The organism is Nostoc sp. C052, assembly GCF_013393905.1.
GTDB lineage: Bacteria > Cyanobacteriota > Cyanobacteriia > Cyanobacteriales > Nostocaceae > Nostoc.
This window is the reverse complement of the sequence record NZ_CP040272.1, coordinates 4529529-4542619: the sequence shown is the minus strand read 5'-3', so window position 1 is coordinate 4542619 and position 13091 is coordinate 4529529. Positions and strand designations below refer to the sequence as shown.

General features: G+C 43.5%; 20 protein-coding genes and 1 pseudogene. 11 read left to right on the top strand and 10 right to left on the bottom strand.

All coding sequences use genetic code 11. The features are described 5' to 3' along the window. Nucleotides 1–303: 303 nt before the first annotated feature. A complete protein-coding gene (locus tag FD723_RS18550; protein ID WP_179066640.1) occupies nt 304–564 on the bottom strand; it encodes a hypothetical protein in 261 nt (86 codons plus the stop codon). Between the two features lie 58 nt (nt 565–622). Beyond that, a complete protein-coding gene (locus FD723_RS18545; protein WP_179066639.1) occupies nt 623–796 on the bottom strand; it encodes a hypothetical protein in 174 nt (57 codons plus the stop codon). A gap of 192 nt (nt 797–988) precedes the next feature. Between FD723_RS18545 and FD723_RS18540 the strand changes: the two genes are divergently transcribed. Next, on the top strand, nt 989–1402 hold the full coding sequence (locus FD723_RS18540) for a hypothetical protein (protein ID WP_179063514.1): 414 nt from the start codon (nt 989–991) through the stop codon (nt 1400–1402). Between the two features lie 135 nt (nt 1403–1537). Here the strand turns inward: FD723_RS18540 and FD723_RS18535 are convergent, their stop codons facing one another. The 3 genes from FD723_RS18535 to FD723_RS18530 are packed head-to-tail and all read right to left on the bottom strand — an operon-like array spanning nt 1538 to nt 2381. Beyond that, nucleotides 1538–1927 carry a hypothetical protein gene (locus tag FD723_RS18535; RefSeq protein ID WP_179066638.1) on the bottom strand — a complete coding sequence of 130 codons (390 nt, stop codon included), beginning with the start codon at nt 1925–1927 and terminating at the stop codon, nt 1538–1540. Nucleotides 1928–1947: 20 nt separating this feature from the next. Further along, a complete protein-coding gene (locus FD723_RS42885; protein ID WP_256874861.1) occupies nt 1948–2070 on the bottom strand; it encodes a hypothetical protein in 123 nt (40 codons plus the stop codon). Further along, nucleotides 2067–2381 carry a hypothetical protein gene (locus FD723_RS18530; RefSeq protein WP_179066637.1) on the bottom strand — a complete coding sequence of 105 codons (315 nt, stop codon included), beginning with the start codon at nt 2379–2381 and terminating at the stop codon, nt 2067–2069. The genes FD723_RS42885 and FD723_RS18530 overlap by 4 nt, the downstream gene beginning before the upstream one ends. A 42-nt stretch (nt 2382–2423) precedes the next feature. On the opposite strand from FD723_RS18530, the gene FD723_RS18525 reads away from it, so the two are divergent. From FD723_RS18525 to FD723_RS18490, 8 genes are all read left to right on the top strand, one after another. After that, nucleotides 2424–2807, top strand: coding sequence for a hypothetical protein (locus tag FD723_RS18525; protein WP_179066636.1), 384 nt, complete (start codon nt 2424–2426; stop codon nt 2805–2807). A 264-nt stretch (nt 2808–3071) separates the two neighbouring features. Further along, nucleotides 3072–3440, top strand: coding sequence for a hypothetical protein (locus tag FD723_RS42880; RefSeq protein WP_256874860.1), 369 nt, complete (start codon nt 3072–3074; stop codon nt 3438–3440). Then, nucleotides 3427–4107 carry a hypothetical protein gene (locus FD723_RS18515; protein ID WP_179066635.1) on the top strand — a complete coding sequence of 227 codons (681 nt, stop codon included), beginning with the start codon at nt 3427–3429 and terminating at the stop codon, nt 4105–4107. Before FD723_RS42880 ends, FD723_RS18515 begins: the two co-directional genes overlap by 14 nt. A 23-nt stretch (nt 4108–4130) precedes the next feature. Next, the gene (locus FD723_RS18510; RefSeq protein ID WP_256874859.1) at nt 4131–4595 is read left to right on the top strand and encodes a hypothetical protein; all 465 of its coding nucleotides are present in this window, start codon (nt 4131–4133) and stop codon (nt 4593–4595) included. Beyond that, nucleotides 4595–4744, top strand: coding sequence for a hypothetical protein (locus FD723_RS18505; RefSeq protein ID WP_179066634.1), 150 nt, complete (start codon nt 4595–4597; stop codon nt 4742–4744). Before FD723_RS18510 ends, FD723_RS18505 begins: the two co-directional genes overlap by 1 nt. After that, nucleotides 4719–5402 (top strand): hypothetical protein, encoded by a 684-nt coding sequence (locus FD723_RS18500; RefSeq protein ID WP_256874858.1) that lies wholly within the window; start codon nt 4719–4721, stop codon nt 5400–5402. The genes FD723_RS18505 and FD723_RS18500 overlap by 26 nt, the downstream gene beginning before the upstream one ends. After that, nucleotides 5399–5809: a GIY-YIG nuclease family protein gene (locus FD723_RS18495; protein ID WP_179066633.1), complete on the top strand. Its 411-nt coding sequence runs from the start codon at nt 5399–5401 to the stop codon at nt 5807–5809. Before FD723_RS18500 ends, FD723_RS18495 begins: the two co-directional genes overlap by 4 nt. Next, nucleotides 5809–7236 carry a hypothetical protein gene (locus FD723_RS18490; RefSeq protein WP_218651741.1) on the top strand — a complete coding sequence of 476 codons (1428 nt, stop codon included), beginning with the start codon at nt 5809–5811 and terminating at the stop codon, nt 7234–7236. Before FD723_RS18495 ends, FD723_RS18490 begins: the two co-directional genes overlap by 1 nt. 124 nt (nt 7237–7360) lie before the next feature. Here FD723_RS18490 and FD723_RS18485 read toward each other — a convergent pair whose 3' ends face one another. Continuing rightward, nucleotides 7361–8251 carry a LysR family transcriptional regulator gene (locus FD723_RS18485; protein ID WP_179066631.1) on the bottom strand — a complete coding sequence of 297 codons (891 nt, stop codon included), beginning with the start codon at nt 8249–8251 and terminating at the stop codon, nt 7361–7363. Between the two features lie 103 nt (nt 8252–8354). Here FD723_RS18485 and FD723_RS18480 point away from each other — a divergent pair, with 103 nt between their 5' ends. Beyond that, entirely contained in the window at nt 8355–9149 is a 795-nt protein-coding gene (locus tag FD723_RS18480; RefSeq protein WP_179066630.1) for a methyltransferase domain-containing protein, read from the top strand. Between the two features lie 141 nt (nt 9150–9290). Here FD723_RS18480 and FD723_RS18475 read toward each other — a convergent pair whose 3' ends face one another. Beyond that, nucleotides 9291–10028 carry an amino acid ABC transporter ATP-binding protein gene (locus FD723_RS18475; RefSeq protein ID WP_306297027.1) on the bottom strand — a complete coding sequence of 246 codons (738 nt, stop codon included), beginning with the start codon at nt 10026–10028 and terminating at the stop codon, nt 9291–9293. A gap of 120 nt (nt 10029–10148) precedes the next feature. Here FD723_RS18475 and FD723_RS18470 point away from each other — a divergent pair. Further along, nucleotides 10149–10469 (top strand): annotated as a pseudogene (locus FD723_RS18470) (DUF4351 domain-containing protein); the annotation flags it as partial. A gap of 120 nt (nt 10470–10589) precedes the next feature. Here the strand turns inward: FD723_RS18470 and FD723_RS18465 are convergent. From FD723_RS18465 to FD723_RS18455, 3 genes are read right to left on the bottom strand one after another with little or no spacing between them, the layout of a single operon-like run. Further along, the gene (locus FD723_RS18465) at nt 10590–11741 is read right to left on the bottom strand and encodes an amino acid ABC transporter permease (RefSeq protein ID WP_179066629.1); all 1152 of its coding nucleotides are present in this window, start codon (nt 11739–11741) and stop codon (nt 10590–10592) included. Between the two features lie 31 nt (nt 11742–11772). Beyond that, nucleotides 11773–12111, bottom strand: coding sequence for a hypothetical protein (locus FD723_RS18460; protein ID WP_179066628.1), 339 nt, complete (start codon nt 12109–12111; stop codon nt 11773–11775). A 5-nt stretch (nt 12112–12116) separates the two neighbouring features. Next, the gene (locus FD723_RS18455) at nt 12117–13043 is read right to left on the bottom strand and encodes an amino acid ABC transporter permease (RefSeq protein ID WP_179066627.1); all 927 of its coding nucleotides are present in this window, start codon (nt 13041–13043) and stop codon (nt 12117–12119) included. Nucleotides 13044–13091: the final 48 nt, after the last annotated feature.

Here is a 13091-nt window from a genome sequence, read left to right as displayed (position 1 = left end):
ACACTTGTGATCATACTCACACCACCGATAATTTCCGCGTTCAGAAGCAGGACATAAGCCGGGTTCTGTTCAATACTGCTCGTCGCTTTGTGGATTTTTAACTCGGAATTGGGCTTGGGGTAAAGGTTAAAAGTTTTTTCTTTCCCCTTCCCCTTTTCCCCAAAACCCGACAAGTCTTGGGGTTCTGTTCTCTTGTGATCGCTTGGCATTGGCAGAGACGATCCAATGGAGTAAGCGATAATTCCCTAGTAAATCATCCTGAAAAATTTTTCAGGATGATTTATGCTGTGTTGTTTTGCGCTCTTATGAAAATCGATTAGCCTCCAACGCTTTAGAAAGCCCTGCTCGAAGATTCTCTGCTTCTTTGCCAGTAAACTCCTGAAACGCCGGCCATTGTTTTCCTTCATCTCCTCTTGATACCTGGAAAGAGACTCTTACTCCGCTTTCTTCAACTTCGCGAGGTTCCTTCTGAACGTAGACAACAGCATCAAAATCAACATAGGCGATCGCGTCAGTGTTGATTAGAATTCTGTGCCCGTCTTTGTTGTTCGCTTCAATAAACATTGGCTTTAAAGTAACTTTACGCACACAGTCTACTCGCGATCGCTCTTACCTGCACCCCCTATTTCCGTTTTAGGGTTTCCCCTTGAACTGGCGATCGGCAATCGTCTCCATACAATACCTTCTGCTTGCCATCGGAGCTAAAGCGCACACACCACCCTTGCCTTCTAACCTGCCATTCACGATAAGTTGTTACGGCGGTAAATATGGCTAATGTGCCCAGTCCTGTAGCCATCAGAATTCGCTTCCAACGCATATTTTTGATTGTTATCCGAGAGTTGCCCTTTTTCTCACTGTTTCTAGCACTTGCGGATTTGCTTCGCAAGGTACACACCGAATCTTCATCAATTGTTCCGTGTCTTTTCTGCGACAGAATTATCCACCAAAGCCATACAAAAGAGGAAGAAACATTACATAAATTTTTGGTATGCGTTCTTTATTGCTAGTTCTTAGTGTTGCATCTACGATTATTGGGCTTGCGAATTCTGCCACTGCCCAAGCTCAACCAGGTTTTGAAAAAGCGCTTCATAACAGTAATTATCCTACCGCGTCAAATGAGGCGCTTTGCTACGCCAAGACGGACACCCCAAGCACTTTTGACTTGAGTCGTTTGTGTGGCTTGATTTCTGCGCCAACTGTTAACAATGGCAGCGCTAGCTACAGGAACTTTTCTACTGGAGGTATTTCATCACCAGCGCCCGTCAATACTAGCAGTAGTAGCTACGGATCTTTCTCTGCTGGAAGTACTTCATCTGGAGTGTGCAACGTACCCAGTGATACTGCTCGTGACGGCAGTCGATGCGGTGGTCGAGCAGCCAGCGAAAGACGAGGGGGAAGGTAATTTATGCCACTAAAGCGATCGCTCCGATAAAGCCTAAACTGACCCTCATGAAAAATTTTTCATGAGGTATGAGCATGAAAGGCGATCGTGATTATTCTCTACCCTCAGCTTTTGCGTTCATAACCAGACAAAGTTCTACATACAGGACACTGCTGCGTCATCAATCCTGGAACTTTTTTTTACTCTTATTAACTTTTTGTCGCTGTCGTAACAAGCTGTGCAAAACTCGCCATCTCCATCTTCTTTATAATAAAATCCATCTTTAAAAATTACTTTGCTAGCCGGGTCTTTTAATTTTTTTATTTCTTCTTCTAAAAGTTTTATTTTTTGTTGATTCTCAATATTTTCTTGAATTTGCCCTGCTAGCTTCATTTGAGTTTCTGCCAACTCTATACTAAGTTGACCAATAATTCTCATGAATTCGCCACGTTTTTGCGTGTCTTTTATTTCTTCAGCATATTGATTTAGTAATTTAATTCCATCTAAAGCTGATTTTCCCGCTGTTATTAGTTTTAATGCGTCCATAATTTCTATTTGTTTGCTTATTACTTGCTGCCCAACAACTCACTCAATACTTCCAGCAGCCACAGGATATCCTCACGCTTCAACCAGCCGAGTTTGGCAAATCTGTATTTGATTTCTTGGAGATGCTGCTGATCGTCGCTCATATACCCAATCCTGGCACATCTCCAGATTCATCTATTAATCCGCGCGATCGCAAGTCCGATAATTCTTCAACAGTTGGTGGCTTCGCATTGCCACTCAACACATCGATCCATAGCTGTGCTGGTGTTATGCCACGCTTCCACGCCAAATATTTATTACGCTCCATGATTCGCTTTTCGCGCTCCATCAGCTTTGCTCCAAGCAAGCTGTCTGCTTGTTGAGTTTCGCTACTGCCGCGCTGAAAAGCATCATTCCTTAGTAAATCCCGATAAATTTCTCCTAACCCAATTCTTAGCCTGTTATCTTCTGCCATAGTCCCAAGTTTGCCCTAAATAGCACCATCCTACTCCCAACGATGGTATCATCGACCAAAGACAAGCGTCACTTTCGGAATCATGATATGGTTGCGACTGCACCCCGTCCACCACAGCGCCGTCACTGGCAAGCGTTAAAAGAGTTTAGAGAAAATAAACCAAAGCACCCAATCGTGGAACTAGAGGAGTTTTTGAGTTTTTGGGAAGTTAGCAACACAGAACTTGCAGAAATTTGCGAGTGCAGCGTTTCAACTGTTGAGAGGTGGTTTTTTTCTAAAGATAATCCTAACTATCGCTCACCGACTGAACACCATAAACAGTTACTAGCGGAAGCACATTACTTATGGTGGTCAGAATCGAACCGCGATCGCGCCGAACGTCTAAAACAAATGTATCGAGAAAAGCCCCGCAATAAACAGCTATGACCTTACACCGTAAGGAAGTTTCTAGACCCTGCCCTATGGTGGGGTTTTTAATTGGCTTATGACTGAAACACAACTGAAACGTGTTCCAGTAACAACTGAATCAACACGTTCCACTTAACACTTGACCTTCTTCACCTCAAACTATCTCAACCAAACTAAAAATATCACCAAAACCCACGGAATATAGAAGTTTTGAGGCATTGAACTTAAACGGTGGAACGCAATTGTTTCAGACTTTACGTTACCAGTGAAACGCAATGAACAGTGAACAAAGTTGAGATTTGGGATTTTTTTGATGACCGTTCAGGAGTCCGTAGTCAATTTGACCCATATTTCTTAAGTCGCCATGAATGGGCCCAATGCATGGGAATTGGGCGAACCACTATCTGGCGATGGGAGCAAAAGATTATCCGCTTGGTAATCAGTGTCCTTGCTGAATATCAAACCGGACACGAATATTTAGACAACTATCAGCGCTTTATTCTTGCTGCTATTTACGCCTTGAAAAACGGCTATGTAGAGGAAGGCAGAAAAATGAGCAATGACGATGTAAAAGCTTACCTAAGAAAAAAGCGCTCATCCTTGACCAGAGAGCAATTTGAGAATTGGAGAATAAGGAATGGCATTCACTAGATCGGAATTATTCCAGCACTTTGAAGGGGAATACACCCAAGCCCAAATAATCCAGGGATTGAGTGAACTGGCGGCAATTGACAAACGAATCGACCCTAATGGCGAGGAATTTGACGAGACAATTATTGAGCAACTAGAGGATACTTTTGGCATCATTCAAGAAGCTGTAGACAAGCACAAGCTTCTAGTGGCAAGGGGAGAAAATCTTGTACCAGTAGAAGAGATAGCGATGGAATTGGTAGGCGAAAAAACCGACATCCCCATCAACGTGTTCAAAGGCTTTGTTGATATTGTTGCTGGGGAAGCGATCGCTCGTGCTGTGCTTGAGCATCAGCTGTCAGAAACGGTTTATAACCAAACACTGACTGATTTAGATGTCAAATCTTTAGAGGCAAAGAATCAACAAGCTGCTAATCGGATTAGTTTGATGAGTCACCTAATCCAAAATCCTCAAACGGTGGAACGAATTTTGGAGGATTACGGCATCAACAATAATGCCAATACCCAAACACAGTTGGCAGAAAGAACTGCTTCATGCACTTTAGACTTTGACCCTGACGAATTTCTGCTGGAGGTAGGTGCAGGAAAAAAGCCCCAATCTATCAAGACGATCCCGGATACCCAGTTGCTAACGAAACAACTGCTCAAGCGCTATCTACGAGACTAAAAGAGTTTGAGCAAAGCAAGTTCATGAAATATCTGCAACGAAACCCCATGACGGCGGTATTCTTCTTTGGGTTGTGCGTGTGCTTTGCGCTATCTTCTGGCAACTTGAAAAATCAGTGGGGAGCGATCGCTTCCCTCCAGCAAAAATCCCAAGAAAATACTTCCAATGAGTGGAATCTTACCCTATCTCAGCAGCAGATAGATGCAAGCGCCAAAATTGCTGAGGCGCGATATGCCAAAGGGTGCAGGTTGGTAGTTGCCAAAAATTCCCCTGACAAATTCACCACCCTGACAGAAGGAAAGGCAATTTTTGACCGCGTTCGCAACGCCCCTTTGCCCGTGGGGACAGTGGTATGCGATGCCTACGGTAACACCGCCAGAATTGTCAAGGGTGAAGTTGTGGGCGAGATTGCTTTCACTGGCAACCAGGCAGCGATTGACAAAGTGGTGAAACACTCAAAAGCCAAATACTCTTCACCCAATTTGTGATGGAGCAAGAAATTAAAAACGCGATCGGGCTAGGCCCTCCGCAACTACAACCAGAGCCAGCGCCTAAACCAGATCCAGATCCAGAAGTTACGATTTACGATTTTGGACGATTACTAGCAGAAAATGAACCAGACAAAACACAAGAATAATCGGGGTACAGATACCCGCACCTTCATCAGAGTTCTGTACTGGGCAGCAGTTATCTGCGGGATATGGTTTGCCTATTTAAATATCCAACCTTATGCCCAGGCTGTGAAGATGATTATCTCTGGTGCAGCTGCTGATACTGCCCTACTCCAATTGATTTACTCCATCCCCTTAATTGGCCCCGCAGCCGCCACAGTTGGCACGGCATTGCACTGGTTGGTCGGGTTGGTGATTTGGGTAGTGGTGCAAACCGTTGAAGTTTTCCCCATCATCCTCAAACGCGATCGCGCCTTCATGAGAACACTAATAACCAATGCCCAATCTGCTGATAAATTCGAGATTCGAGAAAACGACGATCCGGCGCTCGCAGCACTAAAACGCTGGTATAACGCTTTCCCCACGTTGACAATGACCACAGCGCGGAATTTAGCGCTATTTGTTTACGCGATTGACTTCTGTTTTTGCGCTTTAGTTTATCCACCATGTAAGGGTGGATTTGGGCAGTTGATGTTTATTCTGGCTTCGGGACAGTGGGGGCAGATTGATTGGAAGAATGTAACCTTGCTGATAGTCACATTATTTGCAATTGAGGCAATCATCCATCTTATCTTCTGGCTAGGAGAAATCGCCTACTTCATGAGGGCATCGCATTCGAGATGACTAAAAAAGGCACAGTCTACCTAATTAACGCCAAGGGAACAAACCGCTACAAAATTGGCTACACCAATAGACATTTTGAGCAGCGGCTAACAGAACTCAGTGGCGGTCAAAGTCCTTTCCCTCTGATAGCTACAAAAACAATTATTGTGGAAGATGCTCACACTATTGAGCTAGGTTTGCACCACAAATTTGCTTCACAACGGATGCACGGCGAGTGGTTTGAATTTAATTCTCGTCAATTAAAAGAAGTCTGTAAAACGATGGATCAAGCAACGCTTCCTTTACCAAAAGGATTACCTTTTTTGCTGATGATAGCGGGATTGATAACTCTGTTATGCCCGCTATTCCTGAAACAGTGCCAGCAACCGCAATTCAAAACTACTCCCTCAATTCATCGCCCAAAGTAATGTCCGCTTTTAACCCCAACTCACGCCAATTGACACCCCAGGAGTGGCAAGCGATCGCAAGCGACTCAATTGAGGATAATAGCTCTCAATATTTCATCATTGGCGGCATAGTGTTGGGGCTTTTTGCTGCGTCCGCCACTGGTTTCCCTCCCACGGGTTTACTTATCGCCGGCTGGGGATTTTATTCAGCATGGCAAAGGACAAAACAAGCTAACCGCAATGAGGTGGCAATCAATAATTACAAGTGCGTGGCCCATATCCTAGAAGGGGATAACTTTCTTGATTTCCGCCATCAAGTAGGGGATGCGGAAGTATTGCGACAAATCCAATGGGCTACGGAGCGCGAATACAAACTGAGTAATGATGCACTTGATTTTATTGAAATACGAGAAGATACAACCAGTGGAGTGAGTTCCCGCCCCATTTCTCATCTTCCTGCCCCTCCTGCCTCTATCCCATCTCCAGCAATAACCCAAACCCAAGCACTTACAGCAACCAGTTACTACACCCCTCCTAGCCGCCAAGAATTTGATGTGATGGGTGAGATGGTAGGCAAGGCAATAAAAAATCAGCTGATAGTCGGCATTCAGGGTGCAGGTAAGGGAATCGTGATTAGCAATGCCCTAGCAGCAGTACAGAAATATCATCCCAATCGCAAAATATTTGTAATCGACCCCAAAGGCAAAGCGGAAGAATCTGGCTACTGGGAAGGGCGCGCAGATTATCTAGAAAGGGCAAAAATTATCGAGATGGAACCCCACGAGGTTGTCGCGTGGGTCAAGGGGTGTTTTGACTTGTATATGAAAGTTCCAGGGGAGTGCTTGCTTTTTCTTGATGAGGGTACAGCTGTTGCCTCTTCGTTTAAGTCCACCAGGGGGGCAATGGCTTGGCTGAAAAACAAGATTGCTCATTTTGTGAGCCTGGGGGATGGGGACGGCAGAAATTTCTGGATGGCGGTTCAAAACGGTGACACTTCGGACTTAGGGATAAGCGGAGGAATGCGTAGTCAACTTAATCCCTACGTCATCATAAATCCCGCTCAAATGAGCGCCTACGAGTCGGTCATCAACCTTGAACTTCTACCCAAAGATAAAAAGCCAACTTCCGAGGCAATCAAAGAAATAGCCAAGCGTAGTCCTGTAGGACGCGCCCTTTTCCACGGCGCAATTAACGAGTGGCTACCAATGCCGCAAATGGAAAATTATTCAGGCTTTGATCGCGATTCCCGCACCTTCATTAATCCTGCGAAAAACCAGACTGAGCTACTAATCCAGAAGCTACAACAAAGTAATAAAAATTCACTTGATAGCTTTATCCTTGAGGATTTGGGCATCACTGGGGACAAAAAAGAGCGAATGAGGCAGGGGATATTGGAAGCGATCGCCCTTCACAACCGCAACGACCTACTACAAAAGTTCACCTCCTGAAAAATTTTTCATAAAGCCAATTAGTTCAAAATCAGTTCACTCATTTTCTTTTAGCCTTTAACCCCTTTCCCTTTAACCTTTTTTCCTTCTAACCTATCCGACTTGTAATCGGAAGGTCGCGAGTTCAAATCCCGCTGCTGGCTTTGATGACTGTACGTAAAAATTCCCTTAGTACAGGTGTGATATTTTCTTCCCGCCACACTATAGCCGTTTCTACTAATGGTGTTTTCTCCTCCAGAGTACGATAAACTACGCCAGCCCTCTGAAGATTTTGCAATGAAGATGGCGCGATCGCAATTCCCATTCCCGCTGACACCAATCCGATAATCGTCTGCATCTGAATCGCTTCTTGAGTTACTTTCGGGCTAAAATTTCCTTGCTGACAAAGACTCACGATTTGGTCGTAAAGCCCTGGCCCCAAATGGCGAGGGAACATGATAAAGTTTTCGTTTACTAGCGATCGCACTGAAATCTTTTCTTGTTCAGCTAAAGGATGAGTTTCTAACATAGCCACAATTAGAGCTTCTTGCTGAATGCACTCTTGATTGAGTGTGTTGTCTTCTAAAGGTGGATGGGCAAAACCTACATGAATGCGGCTTTCCTGTAGCGCTTGTTCCTGCTGAGTTGTGGTTAATTCCTGCAATACCAACTCTACTTCTGGAAACTGTTCTCGAAACCGCCGCAAAATTATTGGAAGCAAATCATAAGTTACCAAACTGGTAAACCCAATTCGCAATTGTCCCTTTTCACCTCTTCCTATTTTTTGGGTTAGCTCAATTGCTTTTTGGAGTTGAGCCAAAATTTGATAAGCTTCTTGCAAAAAAACTTGCCCAGCTTCCGTTAACTGCACCTGTCGCTTGGTTTTGCGCTGAAACAGTTCTACGCCCAACTGGGCCTCTAATTGCTGAATTTGTTGGCTTAAAGGTGGTTGAGCAATATGCAGTCGCTCGGCGGCTCTACTGAAGTGCAGTTCCTCAGCTACAGCAATAAAGTAGCGCAGGTGTCGCAATTCCATTTTTTTGATACTTTATAAGTTTCAATTCTCTATAAATATATATTGGACATCTCAAAATTACCTACATATCATACTTATACAGATATCGTAGGGAGTCAAAGCGATGCCGGAAAAGTATACTCCAGGCTATTCGAGCAATGCGACGAATTTCATGGCAAATCGCAGCGTAGATACTCATGCAGCGTTTTTTACGCCTTATTTACGTCCAGGGATGAAATTGCTAGATTGTGGTTGTGGCCCTGGTGCGATCGCTTTGGGTTTAGCAAGAGTTATTGCCCCTGGTACGCTTATAGGTATTGATCGAGAAATATCTCAAATCCGCATAGCTGCTGAAAGTGCTTTCAAGCAAGGTGTCAGTAATACTAATTTTCTAGAAGGAAATATATATGCTCTACCCTTTCCAGATAACTCATTTGACGCAATCTTTTCTCATGCGCTGTTTGAGCATCTTCAAGAACCTGTGCAGGCGTTGCGCGAACTGTGGCGAGTTTTGAAACCGGGGGGAATTGTTGGGCTTCGTAGTCCTGACTGGGATGGATGTCTGATTGCACCGTTCCCGCCAGAACTGGAACAGGCGATTACTTATTACAAATGGCTCCATGAGGAGAATTCTGGTAATCCTTATGTGGGTAGAGAGTTACGCGCTTTGCTGCGAGAAACTGGGTTTATTAATATCAAGGCTTCCGCTTCTTATCAATGTTATGAGCCGCTGAGTGCGATCGCAGAATATCTAGCATTGCGAATCGAAGATTCTGCAAAGGAAGACCAAGCTGTAGAGAAAGGTTGGACTGATGAGCGATTACTTACAGCAATGAGTAATGGTTTGCGGGAATGGAGTCAGCACCCAGATGGATTTTTTGCTCAAGCTTGGTGTGAAGTTGTGGGAGAAAAGGGCTAGAAGTGAAACGCAGAGGGGAGGCAGCGCGTTGCGGGGGTTCCCACGCCACTTGCTTTATGCCGGGGAACCCGTCCACCGCAGTGGCTCCCCGTTGTAGCGACTGCCGTCGCGCAAAGTTGAACGCAAAGTAGTGCAGAGGTTTTAGAGAATTTGTGACAAAAATTTGCGTGTTCTTTCTTCTTTGGGGTTGTTGAAAAATGCCTCAGGGGTGGCTGACTCGACGAGGAAACCGCTATCCATAAGAATAACCCGGTCGGCGACTTCACGGGCGAATCCAACTTCGTGGGTGACAACTACCATTGTCATTCCATCACGGGCTAGACCTCGCATTACATCCAAAACTTCTCGTACCATTTCTGGATCTAAGGCTGAGGTGGGTTCGTCAAACAACATAATTTTGGGTTGCATAGCTAAAGCACGTGCGATCGCAACCCGTTGCTGTTGTCCACCAGATAACTGTCCTGGATATTTTTGCGCCTGTTCTAAAATTCCTACTCTTTCTAAGAGTTGCATTGCCAATTCTTCGGCCTTTGCCTTTGGCGATCGCCGTACCCAAATTGGTGCTAAAGAGATATTTTGCAACACTGTCAGATGAGGAAATAGATTAAATTGCTGAAATACCATTCCCACTTCTTTGCGAATAGTTTCAATATTTCGCAAGTCATGACTAAGAGTAATGCCGTCAATTTCAATTCTTCCCTGTTGGTATTCTTCTAAAGCATTAAATGTGCGGATAAAGGTAGATTTACCTGAACCAGATGGCCCCATCAGTACTACTACTTCTCCACGATTGACTGTCAAGCTGACACCCTGAAGAGCATGGAATTTTCCATACCACTTGTGAACATCTTCAGCAATAATTATTGACGCTTGTTTTATTGTCACAGATTTACACCTCCGAATTTTTTAGTAAATTAGCGATGTCTCGCTACAAGCTGATGAAATGAATATCAACTAATTACTGATTTTAGATAGTAATAATAATTTGTTGTCATCGTCATAATAGAATTGATAACGACCATAATGGTGTACAAATTTGAACAATTAAGCCGAGCCGAGGTGGAAATCATGTTAGGCATAACTTTACAGCAAACGAGAGTTTATCGAGAAATTAAAGAAGAAGGACGACAGGAAGGAGAACAGGAAGCAACTATTAAATTGATTGTTCGACTCTTAACTAAGCGTCTTGGGCAAGAACTGTCTGAAGAAATGCAAGCAATGATTTCTCATTTACCCTTAACAGTACTTGAGAACCTAAGTGTTGCTCTGTTGGATTTTAGCAGCTTGGCGGATTTACAAGCTTGGTTAGATGCACAATAAATTACACAACTGACCAAACAAAGCAAAATTTAAAGATTAAAAGGAGTCAGAATACTAGAACCATTCTAAATTCTGGCTCTTATTTTATTATTGGATAATTTATTTTTTAAAATCTCTTAGCTACTGACTTAACTGTTTTTCTAATCGCCGAGAAGCTAACGACATGGAGTAACAAAATACCCAGTAAATAAATCCAATAAATAGATAAACTTCTGCATAGCGGCCGAGAAACTGTGGTTGTGCCAATATTGAACGGGCAATACCTGTAAGTTCCACCAATCCCACTAAAGATAAGAGTGAAGTGTCTTTAAATAAGCCAATAAATTGACCGACGATCGCAGGTATAACACTACGTAAGGCTTGAGGTAGGACAATTAATATCACTACCAAAGGTGTATTTAAACCTAGTGCTTTTGCAGCTTCAATTTGCCCGCGAGGAATTGATTGGAGTCCACCACGCACGTTTTCTGCCATATATGCGGCACTAAATAGTACTAGTCCAGCTATTGCTCTTAATACCCGATCTAGACGCACATCTGCTGATAAAAACAAGGGAAGCATTACCTGAGCTAAGAACAAAATTCCAATCAGTGGTACTCCCCTAATAATTTCAATATACAGGATAGAAAACCAACGGACTACAGGCAAATTGCTTGTGCGCCCTAAAGCTAGTAAAACGCCAATGGGAAAGGAAAGTACAATACTAACTGCTGCCATTAGTAGGGTAAGTAGCAAACCGTTCCACAAATTTGTAGGTACAGGCTGCAATCCAAACCCACCGCCAATTAGCCATAAAATTATCGGGAAAGACAATAACCATAATAGGGAAAGCCAAGGACTTAGTACCTTAGTAAACTTTCCTCCAATCCAAAAACCTGCAAATACTAAAACTGCAATTAACAATAACCAAAGGCGGGATGTAAAATCCAGTGGTAAAACTACTAGCAAAACGCCGATGATAAAAGCAACTAAAGCAATTCCACGCTTTGTTAATTGTTGTTTACTAAAGAATACACCGCCAGTTATAGCGGCTAAAATCGAAGCGATCGCTAGCACAATCCAAGTTCGCCAATATAGCGTTTGCGGAAATCTGCCAACTAGAAATAAACGTAAATTAACCTGAATTATCGCCCATTGTGCTTGAGTAGTTGCCCAAGTTATAACTCCTCGCACTACCCAAAACAGAAACACTAAACAGACAACAGTTAACAAGCTGTTGTACCAAGTACTAAACAGGTTTTTACGGAGCCAAGTTAATTTGTCATTAGTCATTGGTCATTGGTCATTGGTCATTGGTCATTAGTCATTGGTCATATTTCAACCTTAAAGGTGCAACTTCCGAGTTCAAAGGTGCAACTTCCGAGTTCAGAGGCACAACTTCCGAGTTCAAAGGTGCAACTTCCGAGTTCAAAGGTGCAACTTCCGAGTTCAAAGGTGCAACTTCCGAGTTCAAAGGTGCAACTTCCGAGTTCAGAGGCGCAACTTCCAAGTTCAAAGGCGCAACTTCCGAGTTCAGAGGCTCAACTTCCGAGTTCAGAGGCTCAACTTTCGAGTTCAGAGGTGCAATTTCCGAGTTCAGAGGTGCAACTTCCGAGTTCAAAGGCTCAACTTTTGAGTTAAATTGCTGATTTATGCCCCTCATCACCCTTATCTCTCTTTAATTTGCACGCTGCCATTGAATAAATTCATCACTACAGAGATAGTCAAACTCAGAGTGAGATAGGTGAGAATAATCAGTAATATCACTTCTACGGCTTTCCCAGTTTGGTTAAAAGTGGTAGAGGCGACAAAATAAATATCGGGGTAGCCGATCGCGATCGCTAAACTGGTATTTTTGGTCAAATTCAGATATTGACTCGTTAACGGTGGAATGATTACCCGCAAAGCTTGGGGAAAAATTACCAACCGCATTACTAACCCTGGTTTTAATCCTAGCGATCGCGCTGCTTCCCATTGTCCCTTCGGTACTGATTGAATCCCACCTCGCACAATTTCTGCAATAAACGCACCTGTGTAGCAAGTTAATCCCAACAGCAACGTTGAAAACTCTGGTGATAGGGTAAACCAAGGAAATTCTAAGCCATTTTGACTAACGCCAATAAAACCCCAAAGGGATATCTTATTTTCTGTTTTGGGAAAACTGATAAAAACAGCAAAGTACCAAAACAGCAATTGCAGCAGTAAAGGCGTATTGCGGAAAACCTCTACATAAACCATCGTGATATTCCGCACCAGCCAGTTGTCAGAAAGTCGGGCAATCCCAGCACTTATCCCAACAATGGTTGTCAGAAAAATTCCTGCGATCGCCACCCGCAAGGAGTTAATTAGCCCCACCCACAAAGCACGACTATAGGTGTCAGTAGGCTTGTAGCTAATCAGCGTCTCGCCAATATCAAAAGATGCTTGTTGCTTAAGAAAATCAAATCCAAACGGAATACCCAATTGCTGCAAATTGCGCTTGAGATTACCCCACAGTATTACTACTACAACTACTGCTAAAAATACAGCAACTAATTGCAAAGCAATCTTCCAAAAACGCACATCACGCCATATAGACGGTTTTAAATTAGTCATTACTCATTAGTCATTACTCATTAGTCATTACTCATTTATTATTTCTCT

Excerpts from the sequence above, each read along its gene's own strand:
- FD723_RS18505 (WP_179066634.1), top strand. The coding sequence starts at position 4,595 with ATGGAGCAAGAAATTAAAAACGCGATCGGGCTAGGCCCTCCGCAACTA.
- FD723_RS18535 (WP_179066638.1), bottom strand. The coding sequence starts at position 1,927 with ATGGACGCATTAAAACTAATAACAGCGGGAAAATCAGCTTTAGATGGA.
- FD723_RS18480 (WP_179066630.1), top strand. The coding sequence starts at position 8,355 with ATGCCGGAAAAGTATACTCCAGGCTATTCGAGCAATGCGACGAATTTC.
- FD723_RS18550 (WP_179066640.1), bottom strand. The coding sequence starts at position 564 with ATGTTTATTGAAGCGAACAACAAAGACGGGCACAGAATTCTAATCAAC.
- FD723_RS18510 (WP_256874859.1), top strand. The coding sequence starts at position 4,131 with ATGAAATATCTGCAACGAAACCCCATGACGGCGGTATTCTTCTTTGGG.
- FD723_RS18465 (WP_179066629.1), bottom strand. The coding sequence starts at position 11,741 with ATGACTAATGACAAATTAACTTGGCTCCGTAAAAACCTGTTTAGTACT.
- FD723_RS18515 (WP_179066635.1), top strand. The coding sequence starts at position 3,427 with ATGGCATTCACTAGATCGGAATTATTCCAGCACTTTGAAGGGGAATAC.
- FD723_RS18540 (WP_179063514.1), top strand. The coding sequence starts at position 989 with ATGCGTTCTTTATTGCTAGTTCTTAGTGTTGCATCTACGATTATTGGG.
- FD723_RS18455 (WP_179066627.1), bottom strand. The coding sequence starts at position 13,043 with ATGACTAATTTAAAACCGTCTATATGGCGTGATGTGCGTTTTTGGAAG.
- FD723_RS18485 (WP_179066631.1), bottom strand. The coding sequence starts at position 8,251 with ATGGAATTGCGACACCTGCGCTACTTTATTGCTGTAGCTGAGGAACTG.
- FD723_RS18460 (WP_179066628.1), bottom strand. The coding sequence starts at position 12,111 with ATGAGGGGCATAAATCAGCAATTTAACTCAAAAGTTGAGCCTTTGAAC.
- FD723_RS18500 (WP_256874858.1), top strand. The coding sequence starts at position 4,719 with ATGAACCAGACAAAACACAAGAATAATCGGGGTACAGATACCCGCACC.
- FD723_RS18530 (WP_179066637.1), bottom strand. The coding sequence starts at position 2,381 with ATGGCAGAAGATAACAGGCTAAGAATTGGGTTAGGAGAAATTTATCGG.
- FD723_RS18545 (WP_179066639.1), bottom strand. The coding sequence starts at position 796 with ATGGCTACAGGACTGGGCACATTAGCCATATTTACCGCCGTAACAACT.
- FD723_RS18495 (WP_179066633.1), top strand. The coding sequence starts at position 5,399 with ATGACTAAAAAAGGCACAGTCTACCTAATTAACGCCAAGGGAACAAAC.
- FD723_RS42885 (WP_256874861.1), bottom strand. The coding sequence starts at position 2,070 with ATGAGCGACGATCAGCAGCATCTCCAAGAAATCAAATACAGATTTGCC.
- FD723_RS18525 (WP_179066636.1), top strand. The coding sequence starts at position 2,424 with ATGGTATCATCGACCAAAGACAAGCGTCACTTTCGGAATCATGATATG.
- FD723_RS18490 (WP_218651741.1), top strand. The coding sequence starts at position 5,809 with ATGTCCGCTTTTAACCCCAACTCACGCCAATTGACACCCCAGGAGTGG.